The sequence below is a fragment of the Proteus sp. G2674 genome (assembly GCF_009915195.1).
In the GTDB taxonomy this organism is placed as follows: Bacteria; Pseudomonadota; Gammaproteobacteria; order Enterobacterales; family Enterobacteriaceae; genus Proteus; species Proteus mirabilis.
The window spans coordinates 1-21,773 of the sequence record NZ_JAABLS010000011.1; the positions used below are offsets into that span (position 1 = coordinate 1).

The following is a 21,773-nucleotide window of genomic DNA, read 5'->3' on the forward strand; positions in this document are numbered from 1 at the left end:
TGCTCGTTCTTCATCAGACAATCTGTGTGAGCACTGCACATAACACGTATCTCTTAGGTAAGGAGGTGATCCAACCGCAGGTTCCCCTACGGTTACCTTGTTACGACTTCACCCCAGTCATGAATCACAAAGTGGTAAGCGCCCTCCCGAAGGTTAAGCTACCTACTTCTTTTGCAACCCACTCCCATGGTGTGACGGGCGGTGTGTACAAGGCCCGGGAACGTATTCACCGTAGCATTCTGATCTACGATTACTAGCGATTCCGACTTCATGGAGTCGAGTTGCAGACTCCAATCCGGACTACGACAGACTTTATGAGTTCCGCTTGCTCTCGCGAGGTCGCTTCTCTTTGTATCTGCCATTGTAGCACGTGTGTAGCCCTACTCGTAAGGGCCATGATGACTTGACGTCATCCCCACCTTCCTCCGGTTTATCACCGGCAGTCTCCTTTGAGTTCCCACCATCACGTGCTGGCAACAAAGGATAAGGGTTGCGCTCGTTGCGGGACTTAACCCAACATTTCACAACACGAGCTGACGACAGCCATGCAGCACCTGTCTCAGCGTTCCCGAAGGCACTCCTCTATCTCTAAAGGATTCGCTGGATGTCAAGAGTAGGTAAGGTTCTTCGCGTTGCATCGAATTAAACCACATGCTCCACCGCTTGTGCGGGCCCCCGTCAATTCATTTGAGTTTTAACCTTGCGGCCGTACTCCCCAGGCGGTCGATTTAACGCGTTAGCTCCAGAAGCCACGGTTCAAGACCACAACCTCTAAATCGACATCGTTTACAGCGTGGACTACCAGGGTATCTAATCCTGTTTGCTCCCCACGCTTTCGCACCTGAGCGTCAGTCTTTGTCCAGGGGGCCGCCTTCGCCACCGGTATTCCTCCACATCTCTACGCATTTCACCGCTACACATGGAATTCTACCCCCCTCTACAAGACTCTAGCCAACCAGTTTCAGATGCAATTCCCAAGTTAAGCTCGGGGCTTTCACATCTGACTTAATTGACCGCCTGCGTGCGCTTTACGCCCAGTAATTCCGATTAACGCTTGCACCCTCCGTATTACCGCGGCTGCTGGCACGGAGTTAGCCGGTGCTTCTTCTGCGGGTAACGTCAATTGACAAGGGTATTAACCTTATCACCTTCCTCCCCGCTGAAAGTACTTTACAACCCTAAGGCCTTCTTCATACACGCGGCATGGCTGCATCAGGCTTGCGCCCATTGTGCAATATTCCCCACTGCTGCCTCCCGTAGGAGTCTGGGCCGTGTCTCAGTCCCAGTGTGGCTGATCATCCTCTCAGACCAGCTAGAGATCGTCGCCTAGGTGAGCCTTTACCCCACCTACTAGCTAATCCCATATGGGTTCATCCGATAGTGCAAGGTCCGAAGAGCCCCTGCTTTGGTCCGTAGACATTATGCGGTATTAGCCACCGTTTCCAGTAGTTATCCCCCTCTATCGGGCAGATCCCCATACATTACTCACCCGTCCGCCGCTCGTCAGCAAGAAAGCAAGCTTTCTCCTGTTACCGCTCGACTTGCATGTGTTAGGCCTGCCGCCAGCGTTCAATCTGAGCCATGATCAAACTCTTCAATTAAAAGTGTTTGATGCTCAAAGAAATCGAAAACTTAGCTTATTCATTATATGAATTAACTTGTTAGTCACTCTTCAAGACTTGATACATCTAATTTTTTAGAAGATATCGTCTCTGCGAGTGCCCACACAGATTGTCTGATAATTTGTTAAAGAGCAGTGCAACTGTCGCTGCCGTTTCCGGTCTTCTGCGTTGTTGCGAGGAGGTGCATTCTACATCTTCCTCATTCAGTGTCAAGCGCTAATTTATCAGGCTTTTCACTTTTTCTTTTGTTCTCTCAGCCGGTTCGCTTATCGCCCTGTGCCGTGACAACGAGGACGCATTATAGGGAGTTTTCTGAGGCTGGCAATAGTTTTTTTAAGAAAAAAATTCGTTTGCTTAATTCCACAGCAAAACCCTTAGTTATACGCAGTTATCAACAAATTTATCCACAAGCTATCTTTTCCCACAAATTTAGCATGTCAAAAGCAAACGTTTGCGTTATTATAATACCCAAATGAGTGAGATTGATTTTGTCTTCATCTTCTGAAATGTTAGTGGTGCAAACACAATTTCACTGTATCAACGTGACTTTTCATCACAATGACTACTGTTATACAAAAACCCAAGGGATAAAACTCATGCAACACCTTCGTCCTATCCGCCGTGCTCTTTTAAGTGTGTCTGATAAAGCAGGTATTTTAGAATTTGCGAAAGCGCTTGTAGAAAGAAATGTAGAACTTTTATCAACAGGGGGGACAGCGCGTCTATTAGCAGAAGCTGGCTTACCCGTCATAGAAGTCTCTGACTACACCGGTTTTCCAGAAATGATGGATGGTCGTGTAAAAACACTTCACCCTAAAGTACATGGTGGTATTTTAGGACGTCGTGGACAAGATGATACCATTATGGAGGAGCATGATATTCGTCCTATCGACATGGTTGTTGTCAATCTTTATCCCTTTGCTAAAACAGTAGCTCGTCCCGATTGCTCATTAGCAGATGCTGTTGAGAATATTGATATTGGTGGTCCTACCATGGTTCGTTCCGCAGCAAAGAATCATAAAGACGTCACCATTGTGGTTAATAGCAATGACTATGAAAAAGTGATTGAAGAAATGGACAATCACCAAAACAGTCTGACTTTAGATACACGTTTTGATTTAGCCATTAAAGCCTTTGAGCATACCGCAGCTTATGACAGTATGATTGCGAACTACTTTGGCCAAAAAGTTGCACCTTATTATGGTGATACTTCACAACTATCAGGAACCTTCCCTCGTACCTTAAATCTTAACTATATAAAGAAACAAGATATGCGTTATGGTGAGAATGCTCATCAGCAAGCGGCTTTCTATATAGAAGAGAATATTGAAGAAGCCTCTATCGCAACAGCAAATCAATTACAAGGTAAGGCACTCTCTTATAACAATATTGCCGATACTGATGCTGCATTGGAATGCGTGAAATCATTTTCCGAACCAGCTTGTGTTATCGTGAAACATGCAAACCCTTGTGGCGTTGCTATTGCGGACACCCTCACACAAGCATATGACAATGCATTTAAAACTGATCCAACTTCTGCATTTGGCGGTATTATCGCTTTCAATAGAAGCTTAGATGCAAAAACAGCAAGTGCCGTTATAGAGCGTCAATTTGTCGAAGTCATTATCGCGCCTTCTATTAATGAAGATGCTCTACCTATTTTAGCAACCAAACCTAATGTTCGTGTATTAGCCTGTGGTGAATGGCAAGAAGCTAAACCTGCACTTGATTTCAAACGGGTTAACGGAGGCTTATTAGTACAAGATCGTGATTTAGGTATGGTTAAAGAAGAAAACCTAAGGGTTGTCACGCAACGCCAGCCTAGTGAACGAGAGTGGAAAGATGCGCTATTTTGCTGGAAAGTTGCAAAATTTGTGAAATCCAACGCAATTGTGTATGCCAAAAATGACATGACGATTGGTATCGGTGCGGGCCAAATGAGCCGTGTCTATTCTGCTAAAATAGCAGGGATTAAAGCGGCTGATGAAGGTTTAGAAGTAGCAGGTTGCGCCATGGCATCTGATGCATTCTTTCCCTTTAGAGATGGTATTGATGCGGCAGCTATGGCCGGTGTAACTTGTGTTATTCAGCCCGGTGGTTCTATTCGTGATGATGAAGTAATTGCTGCAGCTAATGAACACAATATCGCGATGATTTTTACTAACATGCGTCATTTCCGCCATTAATAAGGGATTGCTATGAAAATTTTAATCATTGGTAATGGTGGTCGTGAACATGCACTAGCTTGGAAAGCAGCGCAATCTCCTTTAGCAACCCAAGTGTTTGTTGCCCCCGGTAATGCAGGAACAGCATTAGAACATGGCGTACAAAACGTCGATATTAGTGCCACTGATATTGCCGCATTAGTTGCATTTGCCCAACAAAATCACATTGATTTAACCATTGTGGGGCCTGAGGCACCATTGGTAATTGGTGTAGTAGATGCGTTCAAACAAGCGGGACTCATGATTTTTGGCCCCACCAAAGGTGCGGCACAACTAGAAGGTTCGAAAGCATTTACAAAAGATTTTTTAGCCCGCCATCATATCCCAACGGCAGCTTACCAAAACTTTACTGAAATAGCGCCTGCACTTGAATATCTCCATAAAGTGGGCACACCTATTGTGATTAAAGCGGATGGCCTAGCTGCGGGTAAAGGTGTCATTGTTGCCATGACACATACCGAAGCAGAAAATGCGATAAAAGATATGTTAGCAGGTAATGCTTTTGGTGATGCAGGACACCGTATTGTTATTGAAGAATTTCTTGATGGAGAAGAAGCCAGTTTTATTGTCATGGTGGATGGTGAAAATGTACTTCCGATGGCAACAAGTCAAGATCATAAGCGCGTCGGTGATGGTGACTCAGGCCCAAACACCGGCGGAATGGGGGCTTATTCTCCTGCACCAGTTGTTACTCCTGAAATCCACCAGCAAGTCATGGATAACATCATTTATCCAACAGTCAAAGGCATGGCTGCCGAAGGTCATCGCTATCAAGGTTTTCTTTATGCAGGCTTAATGATTGATAAGCAAGGTATTGCCAAAGTCATTGAGTTTAACTGCCGTTTTGGCGATCCGGAAACGCAACCTATTATGATGCGCATGCAATCAGACTTAGTTGATCTCTGTTTAGCGGGTGCAAAAGGCGAACTAGCAGGTAAAGACTCCATTTGGGATCCCCGCCCCGCTTTAGGTGTTGTAATGGCCGCCGGTGGCTATCCTGATAACTACCGCCAAAATGATATTATTGAGGGACTAACAGCAACATCTTCTTCAACAGCTAAGGTATTTCAAGCAGGAACAAAATTAACGGCTCAAGGTGAAGTTGTTACAGCAGGAGGCCGAGTATTATGTGCAACTGCTTTAGGGGAAGATATCGAACAAGCTCAAAAGAATGCCTATGCTTTAGCCAAAAGTATTCACTGGTATGGCTGTTTCTATCGCCATGATATCGGCTATCGTGCCATTGCGCGTTTAAAAAAGTAAGTTAAAACAGCAAAAGGGAGTGATCACAAACTCTCTTTTGTTGGTTCCCATTTACAAAAATCGTGTTCTGCAACCATTAACAACTGGTTACCTTCGGGGGAATCCAGCCAAGCAACATAAGCTGGACGAGTTAGATGCTGTGTTCTACGTTTTAGCCAACGTTGTTCTGGTGCTTCAAATGATACATTCACTTTTTCACCCGCACATGTTGTCAATGTATCTTGATACCAGGTTCCTTGAACTAACTTTACCTGACCTATCGCCAATGCCTTACTGATCTCTCGTTCTCGACTGGCTGCAAATACCATTTTTAAACGTTCATCTTCTGTTAATGGGCGCTTTTGTCCTTGATACTCTTGTTGCATAAAGATAACTTCGCCACGTTTATTTAAACGTAAATGCCAAGAGGAAGGATGGGAGGGATTAACGATTTCACTGCGAATTTGCCATAATCTATTTTGGCGGTACTCATAAAAAGTGACAACAGTCTCAGGCTTTTGATAAAAGCTATAGACACTCATAATCACTTGAGGCTCTGATGTTTTGTTATTTAAACGCCAAAGCCGCACAACCCCTTCATCTGCAATATAGCCCGTTGCAGAAAATTCGGGTAGTTGTGGAGAAGAAGAGCAGGCGCTGAGCAAAAAAGAGAACCCTATTGCTAACAGCCCCTGTCGTCTCAACAAAAGGGGAGCAACTCCCCCTCTATTGTTCATTCCGTTCAAAGGAATTATTTTACTGCGTCTTTCAGTGCTTTACCGGCAGTAAATGCAGGAACGTTAGCTGCTGCAATTTTAATTTCTTTGCCAGTTTGAGGGTTACGACCAGTACGCTCTGCACGGTGATTCACTTTGAATGTACCGAAACCAACTAACTGGACAGAATCACCTTCTTTCAGAGCACCTGTTACTGAGTCGATAAACGCTTCAATAGCAGCTTTTGCCTGAGTTTTTGTCAGATCCGCTTTTTCAGCAACTGATTCGGTTAATTCAGCTTTGTTCATAAAATAGTCCTTAAAGTATGTTTTATCGTTTGAAAAACATCTGGTGAAAAAACTTAATTCATCTTTTTTAGAGAGTCAGTTAAGCAAAACACCTGAGCCACTTCTTTTCGTACCCAATGTAGAACATACACGGGGGTAATGTGAAGTCTTTAAACGTCGCTTTTCAAGCACTAAATCACGTTTTTCTGATTTAGTGCGTTAATTCTATACCGATATTGCTCATTCCAGATTCGCGCAGGTCTGTACGCAGACCTTTTATTAGTTCAATATCTCTTTCTTCGCACTCAACAAGTAGGCGATAAATTTCCCATTGAATATCGAACTCTTCAGTGACCGCAGCAAGAGATTTTAATTCTTCTTCAGACATTTCTCTTTCTGCTTGTGTCATTTCAAGTGTAGCAACAGTTCCAACCGAAATTTTGCTCACTTCAATAGCATGACTGAGTGACTCACCACTTAAACGAGAATGAATAAGCTCACTCAGTGCCACACAGGCGTCGATTGCAGGATAGACACCATAAATATCAAACTGTGATGCATCAGGAATAGCTTCTTCTAATTTCTCTAATTGAGAATCAAAATTCACCTTCGCATCTTTTACCGTTAAAGTTTCCCAAACTAGATCGAGAATACGACGATACAGGGTTGGATCAGTAAATCCTGTTTCGCGACAAAATACCTGATAATTTGGATACATTCTCTCACACAGGCACGCCATAAACGTTAAGTGTTGCCAACTTTCAAGCTTTTCTAAACGTAAATGGATTGGGTTCTTCAACATTAGTGATTACTCATTTTCTTAACTTAGCCGCAGTTTACCTGAAAATTGAAAATATCCACATATTTACCGCCGATTTAGAGCTTATTCTTATTCAATTGCTCAAATAATCGCCTATTTGAGGCAATACCATCGGCCCAACGAGTCGGTTCAGGTAATCGATATCCATTTATACAGCGTTTTACCCACGCTAATGCACTCTCCATACTCACTTTATAGCCTGGAGAAATATATAAAGGTTTACATCTTTTTTTACTACGATAAATCCAACCTAACTGCTCATCCTTATCCATTAATTTTTCCGTACTTCCTACATCGTCGTCTAATTTTTTATCATCACCACATAAACGACTTTTTGCCACACCGATGGTTGGAATATCGGCTAAGAGCCCAAAATGACTTGCCACCCCTAACCGTCTAGGATGTGCGATCCCTTGACCATCAACAAAAACAAGTTGCGGTTTTTGCTTAATGCCCTGCCAAGCTTCTAATAAGGCGGGACACTCACGGAATGAAAGGAGTCCGGGAATATAAGGTAGTAATGTTGCAATACGGGCTATTTGATATTCAACAATTTCAAAGGAGGGATAATGCATAACAACAATAGCGGCACGAGTGACCGCACCGCTATTTTCAAATCCGACATCAGCACCTGCAATATAAGTTGGTGCCATAAATTGGTCGGTTAAGATAATCTGTTGAGCTTTCTCTGTCTGCTCTTGACGTAATTGCTGAGTATTAATCATTATCCTGATGATAAGGCTTCGATAGACGGTGAACCGCATCAATAAATGCTCCAGCATGTGCTGGTGGAACATCTTGATGAATACCGTGCCCAAGATTAAAGACATGACCAGTACCTTTGCCAAAGCCAGCTAAAATCGTAGCGACTTCTTGTTCTATTCTTGCTGGTGGCGCATACAACATAGAAGGATCCATATTACCTTGTAAGGCAACCTTATCACCGACTCGACGGCGAGCATCTTCGATATCAATCGTCCAATCAAGTCCTAATGCATCACAACCTGTGGCTGCCATCGCTTCTAACCAACGCCCACCACCTTTAGTAAATAAGGTGACCGGAACTTTTCTGCCCTCATTTTCACGAATAAGACCATCAACAATCTTATGCATGTATTGTAATGAGAACAATTGATAATCGCGTCCTGTTAGCACACCTCCCCATGTATCGAAGATCATGATGGATTGTGCCCCTGCTTTAATCTGAGCATTCAAATAAAGGATAACGCTATCCGCCAGTTTATCCAGTAATAGATGCAGAGCTTGTGGCTCGCTATACATCATTTTTTTAATTTTTGTGAACGCCTTACTACTTCCACCTTCAATCATATAAGTAGCTAGTGTCCATGGACTACCTGAAAAACCAATTAATGGCACATTACCTTGCAATGCATGACGAATAGCACGTACCGCATTCATGACATAACCTAGTTCATCTTCCGGATCGGGAATAGGTAATTTTTTTATATCATCAAGGCTATTTATCGGTGTTTTAAAACGAGGACCTTCCCCTGTTTCAAAATACAAACCTAATCCCATCGCATCAGGGATAGTTAAAATATCAGAAAATAGGATAGCGGCATCTAAAGGAAAACGTCTTAAAGGCTGTAAGGTAACTTCGCATGCCAATTCGGTATTTTTGCACAATGAGATGAAGTCTCCCGCCTGTGCTCGTGTTTCCTTGTATTCAGGAAGGTATCTGCCTGCCTGACGCATCATCCAAACAGGGGTGACATCAACAGGTTGGCGCAACAGCGCACGTAAATAGCGGTCGTTTTTCAACTCACTCATGTCTAACTCCATTAATAGTAATAGGGCCGCAAAATAGCGTGTAGTGTAACATGTTGGAAAAATAACAGTTGGCAGGCAACACCTTTATTTAGCTATTTTCTTCATCTTGTCTAATATTCGCTATCGTATCTTCTATTAAACGTCGCGCAATAGTATCAGAAGGTGGTATTTGTGGTAACTCATCATAGCGATACCATGCTGCACTGATTAATTCCGAAGGATCATGTCGTAATTCTCCCCCTGCATAATCGGCAAGAAAACCCATCATAAGAGAATGAGGGAAAGGCCATGGTTGTGAAGAAACATAACGAATATTGCGAATATGAATATGACTTTCTTCAAAAACTTCGCGAGCTACCGCATCTTCTAAGCTTTCCCCTACTTCAACAAAACCAGCTAAAACGGTGTAGAGTGGTGAATGTTTATGCCTAACGTGGTGTGCTAATAGAATTTTATCTTTATTACGAATACCAACAATAATACAAGGTGCTATTTGTGGGTAATAACGCTCATGACAGTTATCACATAAACATGCCCATTCACTCTCACTATGGCGCATTTTAGCCCCACAATAGCCACAAAACCGATGAGAACGATAAAATTCAGCAAGTTGAACACCACGACCGACTAATTTAAATAACTTTTCATCTTGAGATGCGATAAGCCTTGGTGAACACATATCGCTTTCCATTTTGTCATAAATCAGCCAGACGTTTTCTCCTTGCCATTCCCCAACAATTTTGGCTTGTTTACCCACAAGTCCCCAATCTGTTGCTAAACCAAATGGAAGTTCACCTTTGGGTAACCAAACTCGGCCGCCTAGGCTGACTGTCCACCAGCCTTTTTCACCACCTGTTAGCGTATATAAATGCATAGTAATAATTCTATCTTAGTTAATGATATACAATAGAGGATACTCTCTTTCACAAGAGCCGCTCAATGAATTATGTCGCCACGCCAAAATTCATCTATACCTCCATGGTAAAAATATAAATTATATTTATAAATAAGGTTCACTCGAATGACAAACATAACGAAACATAAGATCGCTATTTTTGATTTAGATGAAACACTGTTAGCCGGAGATTCTAGCTGTTTATGGACAAATTACTTGTGGGAGAAAAAGAGAGTCACTGATCCTGCTTTTTTAGCTTTAGATAAACAAATGATCGCTGACTATTACGCAGAAAGGCTCAATATAAATAAGTACTTACACCAACATTTATCTTATTTTAATCAGTATGGCATCGAAGAAATAAATCAATGGGTTACTGATTTTACTCATACCATAATCAAGCCATTGCTCTATCCCCAAGGCATTAATACCATAAACCTATACCGACAACAAAATATCCCCGTTATCATTATCTCTGCAACTATGTCTTTTCTGGTACATGCGATTGCAAAACAACTTAATGCTGATATTTCTATGGGCATTGATATGCAGATAAAAAATAATCATTATACAGGCCATATTGAGGGTATTCCTACCTTTAGAGAGGGTAAAGTCACTCGACTCAATCAGTGGAAAGAACAAAACAACATTAATAATTCTTATATTTATTTCTATACTGACTCAGCCAACGATCTCCCTTTATGCTATCAAGCAAATGAGGTTATCACCATTAACGCCGATGAAAGATTAAGCCAAATAGCAACAGAAAAAGAATGGCAACAGTGCTACTGGCAGTTAAATAAATAATCATTATCGGGCTTGTAGTTTTTAAGATCTTTAATATACTGTGGGCATTCTTGTCGGAGTGCCTAGTGTTTATAAGGCTATTTTTAACACAGGCTGAGACCGTTAATTCGGGATCCGCGGAACCTGATCGGGCTAATACCCGCGAAGGGAACAAGAGTCATTCGACCTTTAGATAGCTTCATTGTGTCTATTTTTTACACTCTTATCTGTCGATACTCCCTGCGACCTCCAGACAAGCATTTTTCTCAATATTCACCCGACAAGCCTTGTGCTTGATTGATATTTATTAGGAAATGCTATGTCCAAAAATCAAACTATCTCTATTAAAGATGTTTCACCCACTGCGAATAAACAGCGCCCACGTAAAGAACAACGCGATGCAGCACAATCCTTTATTAGCACTATTCAAGGTATTAATTTTCCCAATTCAAAACGTATTTATATCACTGGTACTCGTTCAGATATTCAAGTGCCAATGCGTGAGATCCAACTTGATAAAACCCTGATCGGTGGCTCAAAAGAAGATCCTATTTTTGAAGAGAATGAACCTATTCCAGTCTATGACACTTCAGGGCCTTATGGTGATCCAACTTCTCAACTTGACGTTAATCTTGGCTTAAAAAAAATTCGCCAACCATGGATTGATGCGCGTAATGATACCGAACCTCTTTCACACTTAAGTTCTGATTTCACTCAACAACGCCTTACTGATGCAGGATTAGAACATCTACGCTTTCCGTTAAAACCCAGCCCTAGAAAAGCGCTAAATAATAAGAGAGTGACGCAATTACATTACGCTCGCAAAGGTATTATTACACCAGAAATGGAATTTATTGCCATTCGAGAAAATATGGGGCGAGAACGCATTCGTAGCGAAGTATTACGCCAACAACATGCCGGATTTAGCTTTGGTGCACATTTACCTGACAATATTACACCTGAGTTTGTACGCCAAGAAGTTGCCGCCGGCCGTGCCATTATTCCTGCCAATATCAATCACCCAGAATCTGAGCCGATGATTATTGGCCGTAATTTCTTAGTTAAGGTGAATGCTAATATCGGCAACTCTTCGGTTACCTCATCTATCGAAGAAGAAGTAGAAAAACTGATTTGGTCAACACGTTGGGGGGCCGATACGGTGATGGATCTGTCAACTGGACGTTATATCCACGAAACACGTGAATGGATCATCCGTAATAGCCCAGTCCCTATTGGTACTGTCCCTATTTATCAAGCTCTCGAAAAAGTTAACGGTATTGCAGAAGATCTCACTTGGGAAATGTTCCGTGATACTTTATTAGAACAAGCGGAACAAGGGGTGGATTATTTCACTATCCATGCAGGTGTCCTATTACGCTATGTTCCTATGACCGCAAAACGTTTAACCGGCATTGTCTCTCGTGGTGGATCAATTATGGCGAAGTGGTGTTTATCACACCATAAAGAGAATTTCCTCTATACCCACTTCCGGGAGATTTGTGAAATCTGCACCGCTTATGATGTTTCATTATCATTAGGTGATGGTCTAAGACCTGGCTCTATCCAAGATGCTAACGATGAAGCACAGTTTGCTGAATTACATACCTTGGGTGAATTAACAAAGATTGCTTGGGAATATGATGTACAAGTCATGATTGAAGGCCCGGGTCATGTACCAATGCAGATGATACGTCGCAATATGACGGAAGAACTAGAGCATTGTCATGAAGCCCCCTTCTATACATTAGGCCCTCTAACAACTGATATAGCACCGGGCTACGATCATTTTACTTCCGGTATTGGCGCTGCAATGATTGGCTGGTTTGGCTGTGCCATGCTCTGTTATGTCACTCCGAAAGAGCATCTCGGACTCCCCAATAAAGAAGATGTGAAACAAGGTCTTATTACTTATAAAATCGCCGCCCATGCTGCTGATCTTGCCAAAGGACATCCCGGCGCGCAAATTCGTGATAACGCCATGTCTAAAGCCCGTTTTGAGTTTCGATGGGAAGATCAATTTAATCTAGCACTTGATCCTGAAACTGCCCGTCAATATCACGATGAAACCTTACCTCAAGCATCGGGGAAAGTCGCTCACTTCTGCTCTATGTGTGGACCTAAATTCTGCTCAATGAAGATAACACAAGAAGTGCGTGATTATGCAGCAGGTATGGAGCAAATGTCACAAGCCTTTAAAGCCCATGGTAGCGAACTATACCACAGTGCAGAAATAGCCAGTTCCGAGGTAGCTGATAATGAACAGATCCTCTAATTCGGCTTTTGCCCCAACCGAAAAAAAGTTGGGGCTTTACCCTGTTGTCGATTCTATTGAATGGATTGAGCGCCTGTTGAAAATAGGTGTAACAACGATCCAATTACGCATCAAAGATAAACAGCCCAAAGATGTTGAACAAGATATAATCACTGCAATCAAATTAGGTCGTGAGTATAACGCAAGATTATTTATCAATGATTATTGGCAACTCGCCATTAAACATCACGCCTATGGTGTTCATCTTGGACAAGAAGATCTCGACATTGCCGATCTTAATGCTATTAAACAGTCAGGTTTATGCCTTGGTATTTCCACCCATAATGACACTGAACTACAAAGAGCAAAAAGGTTACTTCCCTCTTATATTGCTTTAGGGCATATATTTCCAACGACGACGAAAGATATGCCATCAAAGCCACAAGGTTTAAGAGCACTCAAACATCAAGTAGAACAAACTCATGATTTTCCAACCGTTGCTATTGGCGGGATCTCTCTAGAAAAAGTCTCTGATGTCGTAGCAACTGGCGTTGGTGGAGTTGCTTTAGTGAGTGCAATAACAAAGGCATCAGACTGGCAACAGGTAACACTTAAATTATTAGAATTAGTAGAGGGAAAACCATCATGCTAAATGATAATGATTTTATGCGTTATAGCCGACAAGTGATGTTAGAAGATATAGGCTTAGAAGGGCAAACCAAAATACAGCAAGCCAGAGTATTAATTATTGGCTTAGGTGGGTTAGGCTCTCCAGCATCACTTTATCTAGCAGGTGCAGGAGTGGGTGAACTTATTTTAGTCGATGATGATAATTTGCATGTCTCGAATTTACAGCGTCAAATTCTCTATCGCACTCAAGATATCCCGGATGCAAAATCAGACATCGCCAAACAGGCTCTACTTGCCTTAAATCCTGACATTAAAATCACCACCTATAAACAACGTGTTAATGATGATTTTCTCTCTACGTTGCTTCAAAACATCGATTTAGTTTTAGATTGCACTGATAACATGAGCACTCGCCAAGCAATCAATCGTATCTGTGTTAAACAACAAATACCGCTTATTAGTGGCAGTGCCGTTGGATTTAGTGGTCAGTTGATCGTGTTTGAGCCCCCTTTTATTCATGGTTGTTACCACTGTCTCTATCCTGATAACAAAGAGCCACAACGCAATTGCCAAACAGCTGGAATTCTAGGCCCCGTTGTAGGGGTCATTGGAACTCTGCAGGCACTTGAAGCAATTAAGTTACTTGCAGGTTTACCATGTACGTTAAGTGGAAAACTACGTCTGTTCGATGGTAGAAAACAAAATTGGAGCACCTTGCGCTTAACACCATCAAAAAACTGTCCTGTTTGTCGAGGGTTAGCATGAATATTACCGTAAATGACGAACGTTATTCTCTGGATATGCCTGTCACGATAAGCCAGCTCCTTATTGAGTTAAAACAACCTTCTATGGGGGTGGCACTCGCTATCAATGACATCATTATTCCGCGTGAAAACTGGAATACACAAATGATCAATGAGGGTGACACAATTCTTCTCTTTCAAGCAATTGCGGGAGGCTGATATGTTGAAAATTGCTGATACTACATTCACATCAAGGTTATTTACTGGTACAGGTAAATTTGCGACCCCAACACTCATGGCTGAAGCCATTAAAGCCTCTGGTAGCCAATTAGTGACAATGGCAATGAAGCGTGTTGATTTAAAAAATGGTAATGATGATCTAATCGCCCCTCTTAAATCATTAGGGGTAAAATTATTACCTAATACTTCTGGTGCAAAAACAGCACAAGAAGCCGTTTTTGCTGCACGATTAGCCAAAGAGGCCTTTGATACCCATTGGATCAAATTAGAAATTCATCCTGATACCAAATACCTACTTCCAGATCCAATAGAAACACTTAAGGCGGCTGAACTTCTCGTTAAAGAAGGTTTTGTGGTTTTACCTTATTGCAGTGCTGATCCGGTATTATGCCGTCGCTTAGAAGAGGTAGGATGCGCAGCTGTAATGCCGTTAGGTTCACCTATTGGTTCCAATCAGGGTTTACAAACTCGCGATTTTTTGCGGATCATTATTGAACAAACCTCAATACCCGTTGTTGTTGATGCTGGTATTGGCGCACCAAGCCATGCTCTTGAAGCTTTAGAATTGGGTGCGGATGCTGTACTCGTCAATACCGCCATAGCCGTAGCTAAAAATCCAGTTTTAATGGCTCAAGCTTTTAAAGCTGCAATTGATGCTGGAGAGCTTGCTCGACAATCTGGACTGGCTGTACCGACTGCAATAACACATATGCAAGCACAAGCCTCTAGCCCATTAACCCAATATTTAGAGGCTTTCTAATGAAAACATTTTCTGATTATTGGCAACAATTAGATTGGGATGACATCACGTTAAGACTGAATAGTAAAACTTGTGAAGATGTTGAAACTGCTTTATCTCATCATACTTTAACTCTTGATGATTTTATGGCGCTGATCTCCCCTGCTGGCCGACATTATTTAGAACCAATGGCACAACGCGCCCAGCAACTAACTCGACAACGTTTTGGTAATGTTGTCGGTTTATATGTTCCACTGTACCTCTCTAATTTATGTGCTAATGATTGCACTTATTGTGGTTTTTCAATGAGTAATGCCATCAAGCGCAAAACATTAAATGAAGACGAAATCCTTGCTGAATGTCATAGCATTCGGCAATTAGGTTTTGATAGCCTGCTACTCGTTACAGGAGAGCATCAAAGAAAAGTTGGTATGGATTATTTCCGTCAATATATACCGCTTATTCGCCAGCAGTTCAGTTTATTAATGATGGAAGTACAACCTCTGGCGACAAATGAGTACGCTGAATTAAAAACGCTCGGTATTGATGGCGTAATGGTTTATCAAGAAACCTATCATGAACCCACTTATCAGTTGCATCATCTAAGAGGAAAAAAACAAGATTTTCATTGGCGGTTACAAACCCCTGATAGATTAGGGCAAGCCGGCATTGATAAAATTGGTTTAGGTGCACTAATTGGTTTATCTGACAGATGGCGTACCGATTGTTATATGGTGGCTGAGCATCTGCTATTTTTACAAAAACGTTACTGGAAAAGTCGTTACTCTATCTCCTTTCCTCGTCTACGCCCATGTGCTGGTGGGCTTAATCCTGCATCAGTAATGAGTGAAGCAGAATTAGTTCAGTTGATTTGTGCTTTTCGTATTTTAGCCCCCGATGTTGAGCTTTCCCTTTCAACACGTGAATCGCCTTACTTTCGCGATAATACAGTACCTTTAGCCATCAATAATATCAGCGCTGGCTCTAAAACTCAGCCCGGTGGTTATTCTGATAGTCATGAGGAGTTAGAGCAATTTTCACCTAATGATAATCGTCATGTCAGTGATGTAATTAATGCCCTCAAAACACGAGGATTACAGCCTGTATGGAAAGATTGGGATAACTATTTAGGTCGTTAATAGAGATAAAATAATACCGCGTTTTAATTTATTTTTTAATAAATATAATCGCGGTTTTATTACATAACACATAGTAATAAATAATTAAAAATAATATCAATACGTTAGATATAACAATAAATTTTTCTTAAAAAGATTAAGTTAACTAACTATTTCATTAAGTTAAAAGCAATATTTTAAGTTCTTGTATACTTAAACCAGTTATTCGTTCAATAAATTCCAACTCAACGTTTTCTTTTAATAAGTTTTTTGCTAATTGTATTTGTACTATCTTTTTACCTATTTCTATACCTTCGTTTTTACCTATCTCTATACCTTCATTTTTACCTATCTCTATCCCCTCCATTTTTCCTAATTTAAATCCTTTATTTTCTAACCGCCATGCAATATTCATAATCGTCTCTCTATGGTTATCTACTTGTTCAGCTATCTTATTTATGATGGATTCAAAATCCGCCGCGTCCATAATTGAGAATAAATATTGTACAACAGCGATAGTGTCTTCATCACTGCAGTTTTTCTGATTTATCGCTTTTGAGAGAAGCATCGCTAACTTATCAAGATCATCGCAACTATTCACATGTTTCATTGCAATTTCCATTACAGCGGCTTTTCTATGTGTTAATAAAATTTCATCATCAATTGAATTCAAATCAATTAATGCAAAATTATTAAGATAGAGTTGATTTGCCAATGTAGAAAGCGGAAAACAATCTAGCCAATTGACAGAAAAAGGATAAGGTTTGCGTTTGCCATGATAAAACAAGATAGGAACAACCAACGGCAAAGATGTGTAACCTTGCTGTAGATGCTGATTCATAGTGCAAAATGCATAGTGCATCATACGCCAAGCGATCATTTTATCTGGTCGAGATTGGTGCTCAATTAAGAAATAAATTGAGATATTCCCCTTTTTGGTTTTCACTGAGTAGAGAATATCTGACATACGAGAACGTAATTTAATATCGATAAAAGAGGAATTTTGTAGCTTTAAAGTTGAAAAATCACAATAGCTTTTTAATTCGTCTGATAAATGGATAAAAAAGAAATCCTTAGCATTACTAATATTCATCATGAAGCGTTTGAATGCAGCATCATGAGAAGAAATTAAAAGAGGTTTATTCATCGCTGACTCCGTGCTAAATGTGGATCGCCAGCTTACAGAAAAAAATGACCTTTTACTTAGTAAAAAATCATCATAAATATCTGAAAAATATAAACTTAATTATTTAACTTACCTATACAAGTATAAAAAAGAGTAAAAAAATACCCTCGATAACTATCGAGGGTATTTATATTTAAAACTAATGCAGTATCAATTAGTTATTTGATGAACCACCGAACCCCGCATTCAGCAACTCTGCTAAGTTAGCAGAAGCTTCATCTGCACTGATTGTTGCTTCAGTTTCATCCGTTGGCAGTTGTTGTTGACGACGTTGGATACGATCCTGATGGTACGCAAAACCAGTACCTGCAGGGATCAGACGACCCACAATAACGTTTTCTTTTAAACCACGTAATTCGTCACGTTTACCTGCAACAGCAGCTTCAGTCAGTACGCGTGTTGTTTCTTGGAACGATGCCGCAGAGATGAAAGACTCAGTAGCCAGTGATGCTTTCGTAATACCTAATAGGTCACGAGAGTATGTTGCTGGTACTTTACCTTCTTCCTCTAAAATACGGTTCGAAACTTTAACACGAGCGTATTCAACTTGTTCACCTTCAAGGAATTCAGAACTACCGGCATTTTCGATAGTCACTTTACGTAGCATCTGACGAACGATAACTTCGATGTGTTTATCGTTAATCTTAACCCCTTGTAAACGGTAAACTTCCTGTACTTCATTAGTGATATAGCGAGTAACCGCATGAACACCACGTAAGCGCAGAATGTCATGTGGTGATTCTGGACCATCGGAAATAACATCACCGCGTTCCACAACCTCACCTTCAAATACGTTAAGTTGACGCCATTTAGGGATCATCTCTTCGTATGCATCGCTACCATCTAATGGAGAAATAACTAAGCGACGTTTACCTTTCGTTTCTTTACCGAAAGAAACAATACCGCTGATTTCAGCAAGGATTGCAGGCTCTTTCGGACGACGAGCTTCAAACAAGTCAGCAACGCGTGGCAGACCACCGGTAATATCTTTAGTACCACCAGATTCTTGAGGAATACGTGCTAACGTATCACCCGCATTAATAGCAACGCCATCATCTAATTGAACGATAGCTTTACCTGGCAGGAAGTACTGTGCCGGCATATCTGTATTCGGGATTAATACATCATTACCTTGTGCATCGGTGATGCGCAATGCTGGACGTAAATCTTTACCGCTACCAGTACGCTCTGCAGTATCCAGAACAACCAGTGAAGAAAGACCGGTTAATTCATCCGTTTGACGAGTAATGGTTTGACCATCAATCATGTCAGCAAAACGGATAATACCAGAAACCTCACTCACAACAGGCATGGTATGTGGATCCCAGTTAGCAACTGTTTCGCCACCGTTTACAGCTTCGCCATCACCTTTCGATAATTGAGCACCATAAGGTACTTTATAGCTTTCTTTCGTACGACCGAATTCGTCAATCAGACGTAATTCTGTATTACGAGAAGTAATCACTAACTTACCAGCAGTGTTGGTGATAAATTTCGCATTGATCAATTTCAGAGTACCTTTATTACGTACCTGAATGCTTGATTCTGCTGCCGCACGGGATGCCGCACCACCGATGTGGAACGTACGCATCGTTAACTGTGTACCAGGCTCACCGATTGACTGTGCTGCGATAACACCGATAGCTTCACCTTTGTTGATGATATGACCACGAGCAAGGTCACGACCATAACATTTAGCACATACACCAAAGTCTGTGTCACAGGTTACAACTGAACGAACTTTAACGCTGTCTACTGAGTTTTCTTCTAACAGATCACACAGTTTTTCGTTTAACAGCGTATTACGTGGAACAAGGATATCTGCAGTACCTGGTTTCAGGATATCTTCTGCCGTTACCCGTCCTAATACACGCTCACGCAGTGGCTCTTTAACATCTCCACCTTCAATGACCGGAGTCATCATTACACCTTCGGTTGTACCACAGTCGCTTTCTGTTACGACAAGGTCTTGTGCAACGTCAACTAAACGACGAGTCAAGTAACCGGAGTTTGCTGTTTTCAGTGCGGTATCCGCCAAACCTTTACGAGCACCGTGGGTTGAGATGAAGTACTGGAGTACGTTCAGACCTTCACGGAAGTTCGCAGTGATTGGGGTTTCGATAATGGAGCCATCTGGCTTAGCCATCAGACCACGCATACCCGCTAACTGACGGATCTGAGCTGCAGAACCACGAGCACCGGAGTCAGCCATCATAAAGATGCTGTTGAAGGAAACTTGTTGTTCTTCTTCACCATCACGGTTGATCACAGTTTCTGTAGACAGATTTTCCATCATCGCTTTAGCTACGCGTTCATTCGCAGCAGCCCAAATATCGATGACTTTGTTGTAACGTTCACCCGCTGTTACCAGACCGGATTGGAACTGTTCCTGAATTTCTGCAACTTCTGCTTCTGCCTCGGCAATGATCTCTGCTTTTTTCGCAGGGATAACCATGTCATCGATACCTACTGAAGCACCAGAACGTGCTGCGTAAGCAAAACCGGTATACATGATTTGGTCAGCAAAAATAACTGTTGGCTTTAAGCCCATTACGCGGTAGCAGGTATTCAGCATTTTAGAAATAGCTTTTTTACCTAATGGTTGGTTAACCAGTGCGTAAGGTAGGCCTTTTGGTACAATCATCCATAAAATAGCACGACCAACTGTAGTGTCTTTTAAGCTAGTTTCAGTGGTGATATTACCTTCGCCATCTTTGATCTCTTCAGTGATACGTACTTTAACACGCGCGTGTAAAGAGGCTAAACCTGCGCGATAAACGCGTTCAGCTTCTTTTGGACCACTTAACACCATGCCTTCACCTTTGGCATTGATGCAATCACGAGTCATGTAGTAAAGACCTAATACCACGTCCTGTGAAGGAACGATAATTGGGTCACCACTTGCTGGAGACAGAATATTGTTAGTTGACATCATCAACGCGCGAGCTTCTAACTGCGCTTCTAATGTCAATGGAACGTGAACCGCCATTTGGTCACCATCGAAGTCGGCGTTATATGCCGCACAAACGAGTGGGTGTAACTGAATAGCTTTACCTTCAATCAGGATTGGTTCAAACGCCTGTATACCTAAACGGTGAAGTGTCGGTGCACGGTTTAGCATAACTGGGTGTTCACGGATAACTTCATCTAAGATATCCCAAACTACCGCTTCTTCACGCTCAACCATTTTTTTAGCGGCTTTAATTGTTGTCGCTAAACCACGGGTTTCCAGTTTTCCGTAAATAAATGGTTTGAATAATTCAAGTGCCATTTTTTTCGGCAGACCACACTGATGCAGACGCAGGTATGGACCAACGGTGATTACAGAACGACCAGAATAGTCAACACGTTTACCTAACAGGTTTTGACGGAAACGACCTTGTTTACCTTTGATCATATCAGCCAAAGATTTCAGAGGACGTTTGTTAGAGCCTGTAATTGCACGACCGCGACGACCGTTATCTAATAACGCATCAACAGACTCTTGTAACATACGTTTTTCGTTACGTACGATAATGTCTGGAGCTGCTAAATCTAGCAGGCGTTTTAAACGGTTATTACGGTTGATAACGCGACGATATAAATCGTTCAAGTCAGAAGTCGCAAAACGACCACCATCAAGTGGAACCAGTGGACGTAAGTCTGGCGGTAACACTGGCAGTACAGTTAAGATCATCCACTCAGGTTTATTGCCTGATTGCATGAATGCTTCAAGTAACTTGATACGTTTAGTCAGTTTCTTACGTTTAGTTTCAGAGTTAGTCTCATTTAACTCTTCACGCAGCGTTTCACACTCTTGTTCCAGATCCATGCTCTGTAACAAGTTCTGAACAGCTTCAGCACCCATCTTCGCATCAAATTCATCACCGAATTCTTCTAATGCATCGAGGTATTGCTCTTCTGTTAAGATTTGGCCACGTTCAAGGCTGGTCATACCGCCTTCAACAACAACATAAGATTCAAAATACAGTACACGTTCAATATCGCGCAGTGGCATATCCAACAGCAGACCGATACGGGACGGCAGTGATTTCAAGAACCAGATGTGCGCCACTGGAGAAGCTAATTCGATGTGACCCATACGTTCACGGCGAACTTTAGTTTGTGTGACTTCAACGCCACACTTCTCACAGATAACACCACGGTGTTTTAAACGTTTGTATTTACCACACAAACATTCGTAATCTTTTACTGGTCCGAAAATACGGGCACAGAAAAGGCCGTCACGTTCTGGTTTGAACGTACGGTAGTTAATTGTTTCTGGCTTTTTAACTTCACCAAATGACCATGAACGGATCATATCAGGTGATGCCAGAGCAATTTTGATCGCATCAAACTCTTCGGTCTTGGTTTGCGCTTTCAGAAACTTTAATAAGTCTTTCACGAAATGGCTCCTGTCGGAGTTAGACCTGCCAGGCAAATGACCCCTGTCATTCACCCCTTTAAACCAGTGTAGTCACTGTTTAGCAGACTGCCATATTT

General features: G+C 41.7%; 17 protein-coding genes, 1 rRNA gene and 1 riboswitch. Of the genes, 9 read left to right on the forward strand and 9 right to left on the reverse strand.

Translation table 11 applies throughout. The annotated features are described in order from the left end of the window. Window positions 1-58 precede the first annotated feature (58 nt). Window positions 59-1,601, reverse strand: a 16S ribosomal RNA gene (locus GWI58_RS03545). Window positions 1,602-2,218: 617 nt separating this feature from the next. Between GWI58_RS03545 and purH the strand changes: the two genes are divergently transcribed. Both purH and purD read left to right on the forward strand, forming a co-directional pair. Beyond that, window positions 2,219-3,808 (forward strand): bifunctional phosphoribosylaminoimidazolecarboxamide formyltransferase/IMP cyclohydrolase, encoded by a 1,590-nt coding sequence (purH, locus tag GWI58_RS03550; RefSeq protein WP_094960224.1) that lies wholly within the window; start codon window positions 2,219-2,221, stop codon window positions 3,806-3,808. 12 nt (window positions 3,809-3,820) lie between these two features. Beyond that, window positions 3,821-5,110: a phosphoribosylamine--glycine ligase gene (gene purD, locus GWI58_RS03555; RefSeq protein ID WP_004250093.1), complete on the forward strand. Its 1,290-nt coding sequence runs from the start codon at window positions 3,821-3,823 to the stop codon at window positions 5,108-5,110. Between the two features lie 23 nt (window positions 5,111-5,133). On the opposite strand, the gene GWI58_RS03560 is transcribed toward purD, so the two are convergent. The 6 genes from GWI58_RS03560 to nudC all read right to left on the reverse strand — a co-directional run bounded on the left by GWI58_RS03560 (window position 5,134) and on the right by nudC (window position 9,577). After that, window positions 5,134-5,826 (reverse strand): DUF1481 domain-containing protein, encoded by a 693-nt coding sequence (locus GWI58_RS03560; protein ID WP_004246923.1) that lies wholly within the window; start codon window positions 5,824-5,826, stop codon window positions 5,134-5,136. A 14-nt stretch (window positions 5,827-5,840) separates the two neighbouring features. After that, window positions 5,841-6,113 (reverse strand): HU family DNA-binding protein, encoded by a 273-nt coding sequence (locus GWI58_RS03565; RefSeq protein ID WP_004246922.1) that lies wholly within the window; start codon window positions 6,111-6,113, stop codon window positions 5,841-5,843. A gap of 190 nt (window positions 6,114-6,303) precedes the next feature. After that, window positions 6,304-6,894, reverse strand: a complete 591-nt coding sequence (locus GWI58_RS03570; protein WP_004246921.1) for a YjaG family protein — start codon at window positions 6,892-6,894, stop codon at window positions 6,304-6,306. A 74-nt stretch (window positions 6,895-6,968) separates the two neighbouring features. Then, window positions 6,969-7,637: a deoxyribonuclease V gene (gene nfi / locus GWI58_RS03575; RefSeq protein ID WP_036907196.1), complete on the reverse strand. Its 669-nt coding sequence runs from the start codon at window positions 7,635-7,637 to the stop codon at window positions 6,969-6,971. Next, window positions 7,630-8,703, reverse strand: coding sequence for a uroporphyrinogen decarboxylase (gene hemE, locus GWI58_RS03580; protein ID WP_004249140.1), 1,074 nt, complete (start codon window positions 8,701-8,703; stop codon window positions 7,630-7,632). The genes nfi and hemE overlap by 8 nt, the downstream gene beginning before the upstream one ends. Window positions 8,704-8,791: 88 nt before the next feature. After that, window positions 8,792-9,577 (reverse strand): NAD(+) diphosphatase, encoded by a 786-nt coding sequence (nudC, locus tag GWI58_RS03585; protein WP_004246918.1) that lies wholly within the window; start codon window positions 9,575-9,577, stop codon window positions 8,792-8,794. A gap of 147 nt (window positions 9,578-9,724) precedes the next feature. Here nudC and GWI58_RS03590 point away from each other — a divergent pair, with 147 nt between their 5' ends. The 7 genes from GWI58_RS03590 to thiH all read left to right on the forward strand — a co-directional run bounded on the left by GWI58_RS03590 (window position 9,725) and on the right by thiH (window position 16,126). After that, entirely contained in the window at window positions 9,725-10,405 is a 681-nt protein-coding gene (locus GWI58_RS03590) for an HAD family hydrolase (RefSeq protein WP_004249139.1), read from the forward strand. A gap of 44 nt (window positions 10,406-10,449) precedes the next feature. Then, window positions 10,450-10,572: riboswitch (TPP riboswitch) on the forward strand. 131 nt (window positions 10,573-10,703) lie between these two features. Next, the gene (thiC, locus tag GWI58_RS03595; protein WP_004246916.1) at window positions 10,704-12,656 is read left to right on the forward strand and encodes a phosphomethylpyrimidine synthase ThiC; all 1,953 of its coding nucleotides are present in this window, start codon (window positions 10,704-10,706) and stop codon (window positions 12,654-12,656) included. Then, a complete protein-coding gene (gene thiE / locus GWI58_RS03600) occupies window positions 12,640-13,287 on the forward strand; it encodes a thiamine phosphate synthase (protein ID WP_094960223.1) in 648 nt (215 codons plus the stop codon). Before thiC ends, thiE begins: the two co-directional genes overlap by 17 nt. After that, on the forward strand, window positions 13,281-14,030 hold the full coding sequence (locus GWI58_RS03605) for a HesA/MoeB/ThiF family protein (protein WP_094960222.1): 750 nt from the start codon (window positions 13,281-13,283) through the stop codon (window positions 14,028-14,030). The genes thiE and GWI58_RS03605 overlap by 7 nt, the downstream gene beginning before the upstream one ends. Further along, on the forward strand, window positions 14,027-14,227 hold the full coding sequence (gene thiS / locus GWI58_RS03610; protein ID WP_004250087.1) for a sulfur carrier protein ThiS: 201 nt from the start codon (window positions 14,027-14,029) through the stop codon (window positions 14,225-14,227). Before GWI58_RS03605 ends, thiS begins: the two co-directional genes overlap by 4 nt. 1 nt (window position 14,228) lies before the next feature. Next, the gene (locus GWI58_RS03615; protein ID WP_004246911.1) at window positions 14,229-15,008 is read left to right on the forward strand and encodes a thiazole synthase; all 780 of its coding nucleotides are present in this window, start codon (window positions 14,229-14,231) and stop codon (window positions 15,006-15,008) included. Beyond that, on the forward strand, window positions 15,008-16,126 hold the full coding sequence (thiH, locus tag GWI58_RS03620) for a 2-iminoacetate synthase ThiH (protein WP_004249130.1): 1,119 nt from the start codon (window positions 15,008-15,010) through the stop codon (window positions 16,124-16,126). The genes GWI58_RS03615 and thiH overlap by 1 nt, the downstream gene beginning before the upstream one ends. Before the next feature lie 157 nt (window positions 16,127-16,283). On the opposite strand, the gene GWI58_RS03625 is transcribed toward thiH, so the two are convergent. Together GWI58_RS03625 and rpoC are read right to left on the reverse strand one after the other, a co-directional pair. Then, the gene (locus tag GWI58_RS03625; RefSeq protein WP_049196529.1) at window positions 16,284-17,252 is read right to left on the reverse strand and encodes an Rpn family recombination-promoting nuclease/putative transposase; all 969 of its coding nucleotides are present in this window, start codon (window positions 17,250-17,252) and stop codon (window positions 16,284-16,286) included. A gap of 193 nt (window positions 17,253-17,445) precedes the next feature. Next, complete coding sequence (gene rpoC, locus GWI58_RS03630; RefSeq protein WP_094960221.1) at window positions 17,446-21,675, reverse strand: DNA-directed RNA polymerase subunit beta'; 4,230 nt, start codon at window positions 21,673-21,675, stop codon at window positions 17,446-17,448. Between the last annotated feature and the right edge of the window lie 98 nt (window positions 21,676-21,773).

Excerpts from the sequence above, each read along its gene's own strand:
- GWI58_RS03570 (WP_004246921.1), bottom strand. The coding sequence starts at position 6,894 with ATGTTGAAGAACCCAATCCATTTACGTTTAGAAAAGCTTGAAAGTTGG.
- hemE (WP_004249140.1), bottom strand. The coding sequence starts at position 8,703 with ATGAGTGAGTTGAAAAACGACCGCTATTTACGTGCGCTGTTGCGCCAA.
- GWI58_RS03615 (WP_004246911.1), top strand. The coding sequence starts at position 14,229 with ATGTTGAAAATTGCTGATACTACATTCACATCAAGGTTATTTACTGGT.
- GWI58_RS03590 (WP_004249139.1), top strand. The coding sequence starts at position 9,725 with ATGACAAACATAACGAAACATAAGATCGCTATTTTTGATTTAGATGAA.
- purH (WP_094960224.1), top strand. The coding sequence starts at position 2,219 with ATGCAACACCTTCGTCCTATCCGCCGTGCTCTTTTAAGTGTGTCTGAT.
- thiE (WP_094960223.1), top strand. The coding sequence starts at position 12,640 with ATGAACAGATCCTCTAATTCGGCTTTTGCCCCAACCGAAAAAAAGTTG.
- GWI58_RS03605 (WP_094960222.1), top strand. The coding sequence starts at position 13,281 with ATGCTAAATGATAATGATTTTATGCGTTATAGCCGACAAGTGATGTTA.
- thiS (WP_004250087.1), top strand. The coding sequence starts at position 14,027 with ATGAATATTACCGTAAATGACGAACGTTATTCTCTGGATATGCCTGTC.
- nudC (WP_004246918.1), bottom strand. The coding sequence starts at position 9,577 with ATGCATTTATATACGCTAACAGGTGGTGAAAAAGGCTGGTGGACAGTC.
- GWI58_RS03565 (WP_004246922.1), bottom strand. The coding sequence starts at position 6,113 with ATGAACAAAGCTGAATTAACCGAATCAGTTGCTGAAAAAGCGGATCTG.
- nfi (WP_036907196.1), bottom strand. The coding sequence starts at position 7,637 with ATGATTAATACTCAGCAATTACGTCAAGAGCAGACAGAGAAAGCTCAA.
- purD (WP_004250093.1), top strand. The coding sequence starts at position 3,821 with ATGAAAATTTTAATCATTGGTAATGGTGGTCGTGAACATGCACTAGCT.
- GWI58_RS03625 (WP_049196529.1), bottom strand. The coding sequence starts at position 17,252 with ATGAATAAACCTCTTTTAATTTCTTCTCATGATGCTGCATTCAAACGC.
- GWI58_RS03560 (WP_004246923.1), bottom strand. The coding sequence starts at position 5,826 with ATGAACAATAGAGGGGGAGTTGCTCCCCTTTTGTTGAGACGACAGGGG.
- thiC (WP_004246916.1), top strand. The coding sequence starts at position 10,704 with ATGTCCAAAAATCAAACTATCTCTATTAAAGATGTTTCACCCACTGCG.
- thiH (WP_004249130.1), top strand. The coding sequence starts at position 15,008 with ATGAAAACATTTTCTGATTATTGGCAACAATTAGATTGGGATGACATC.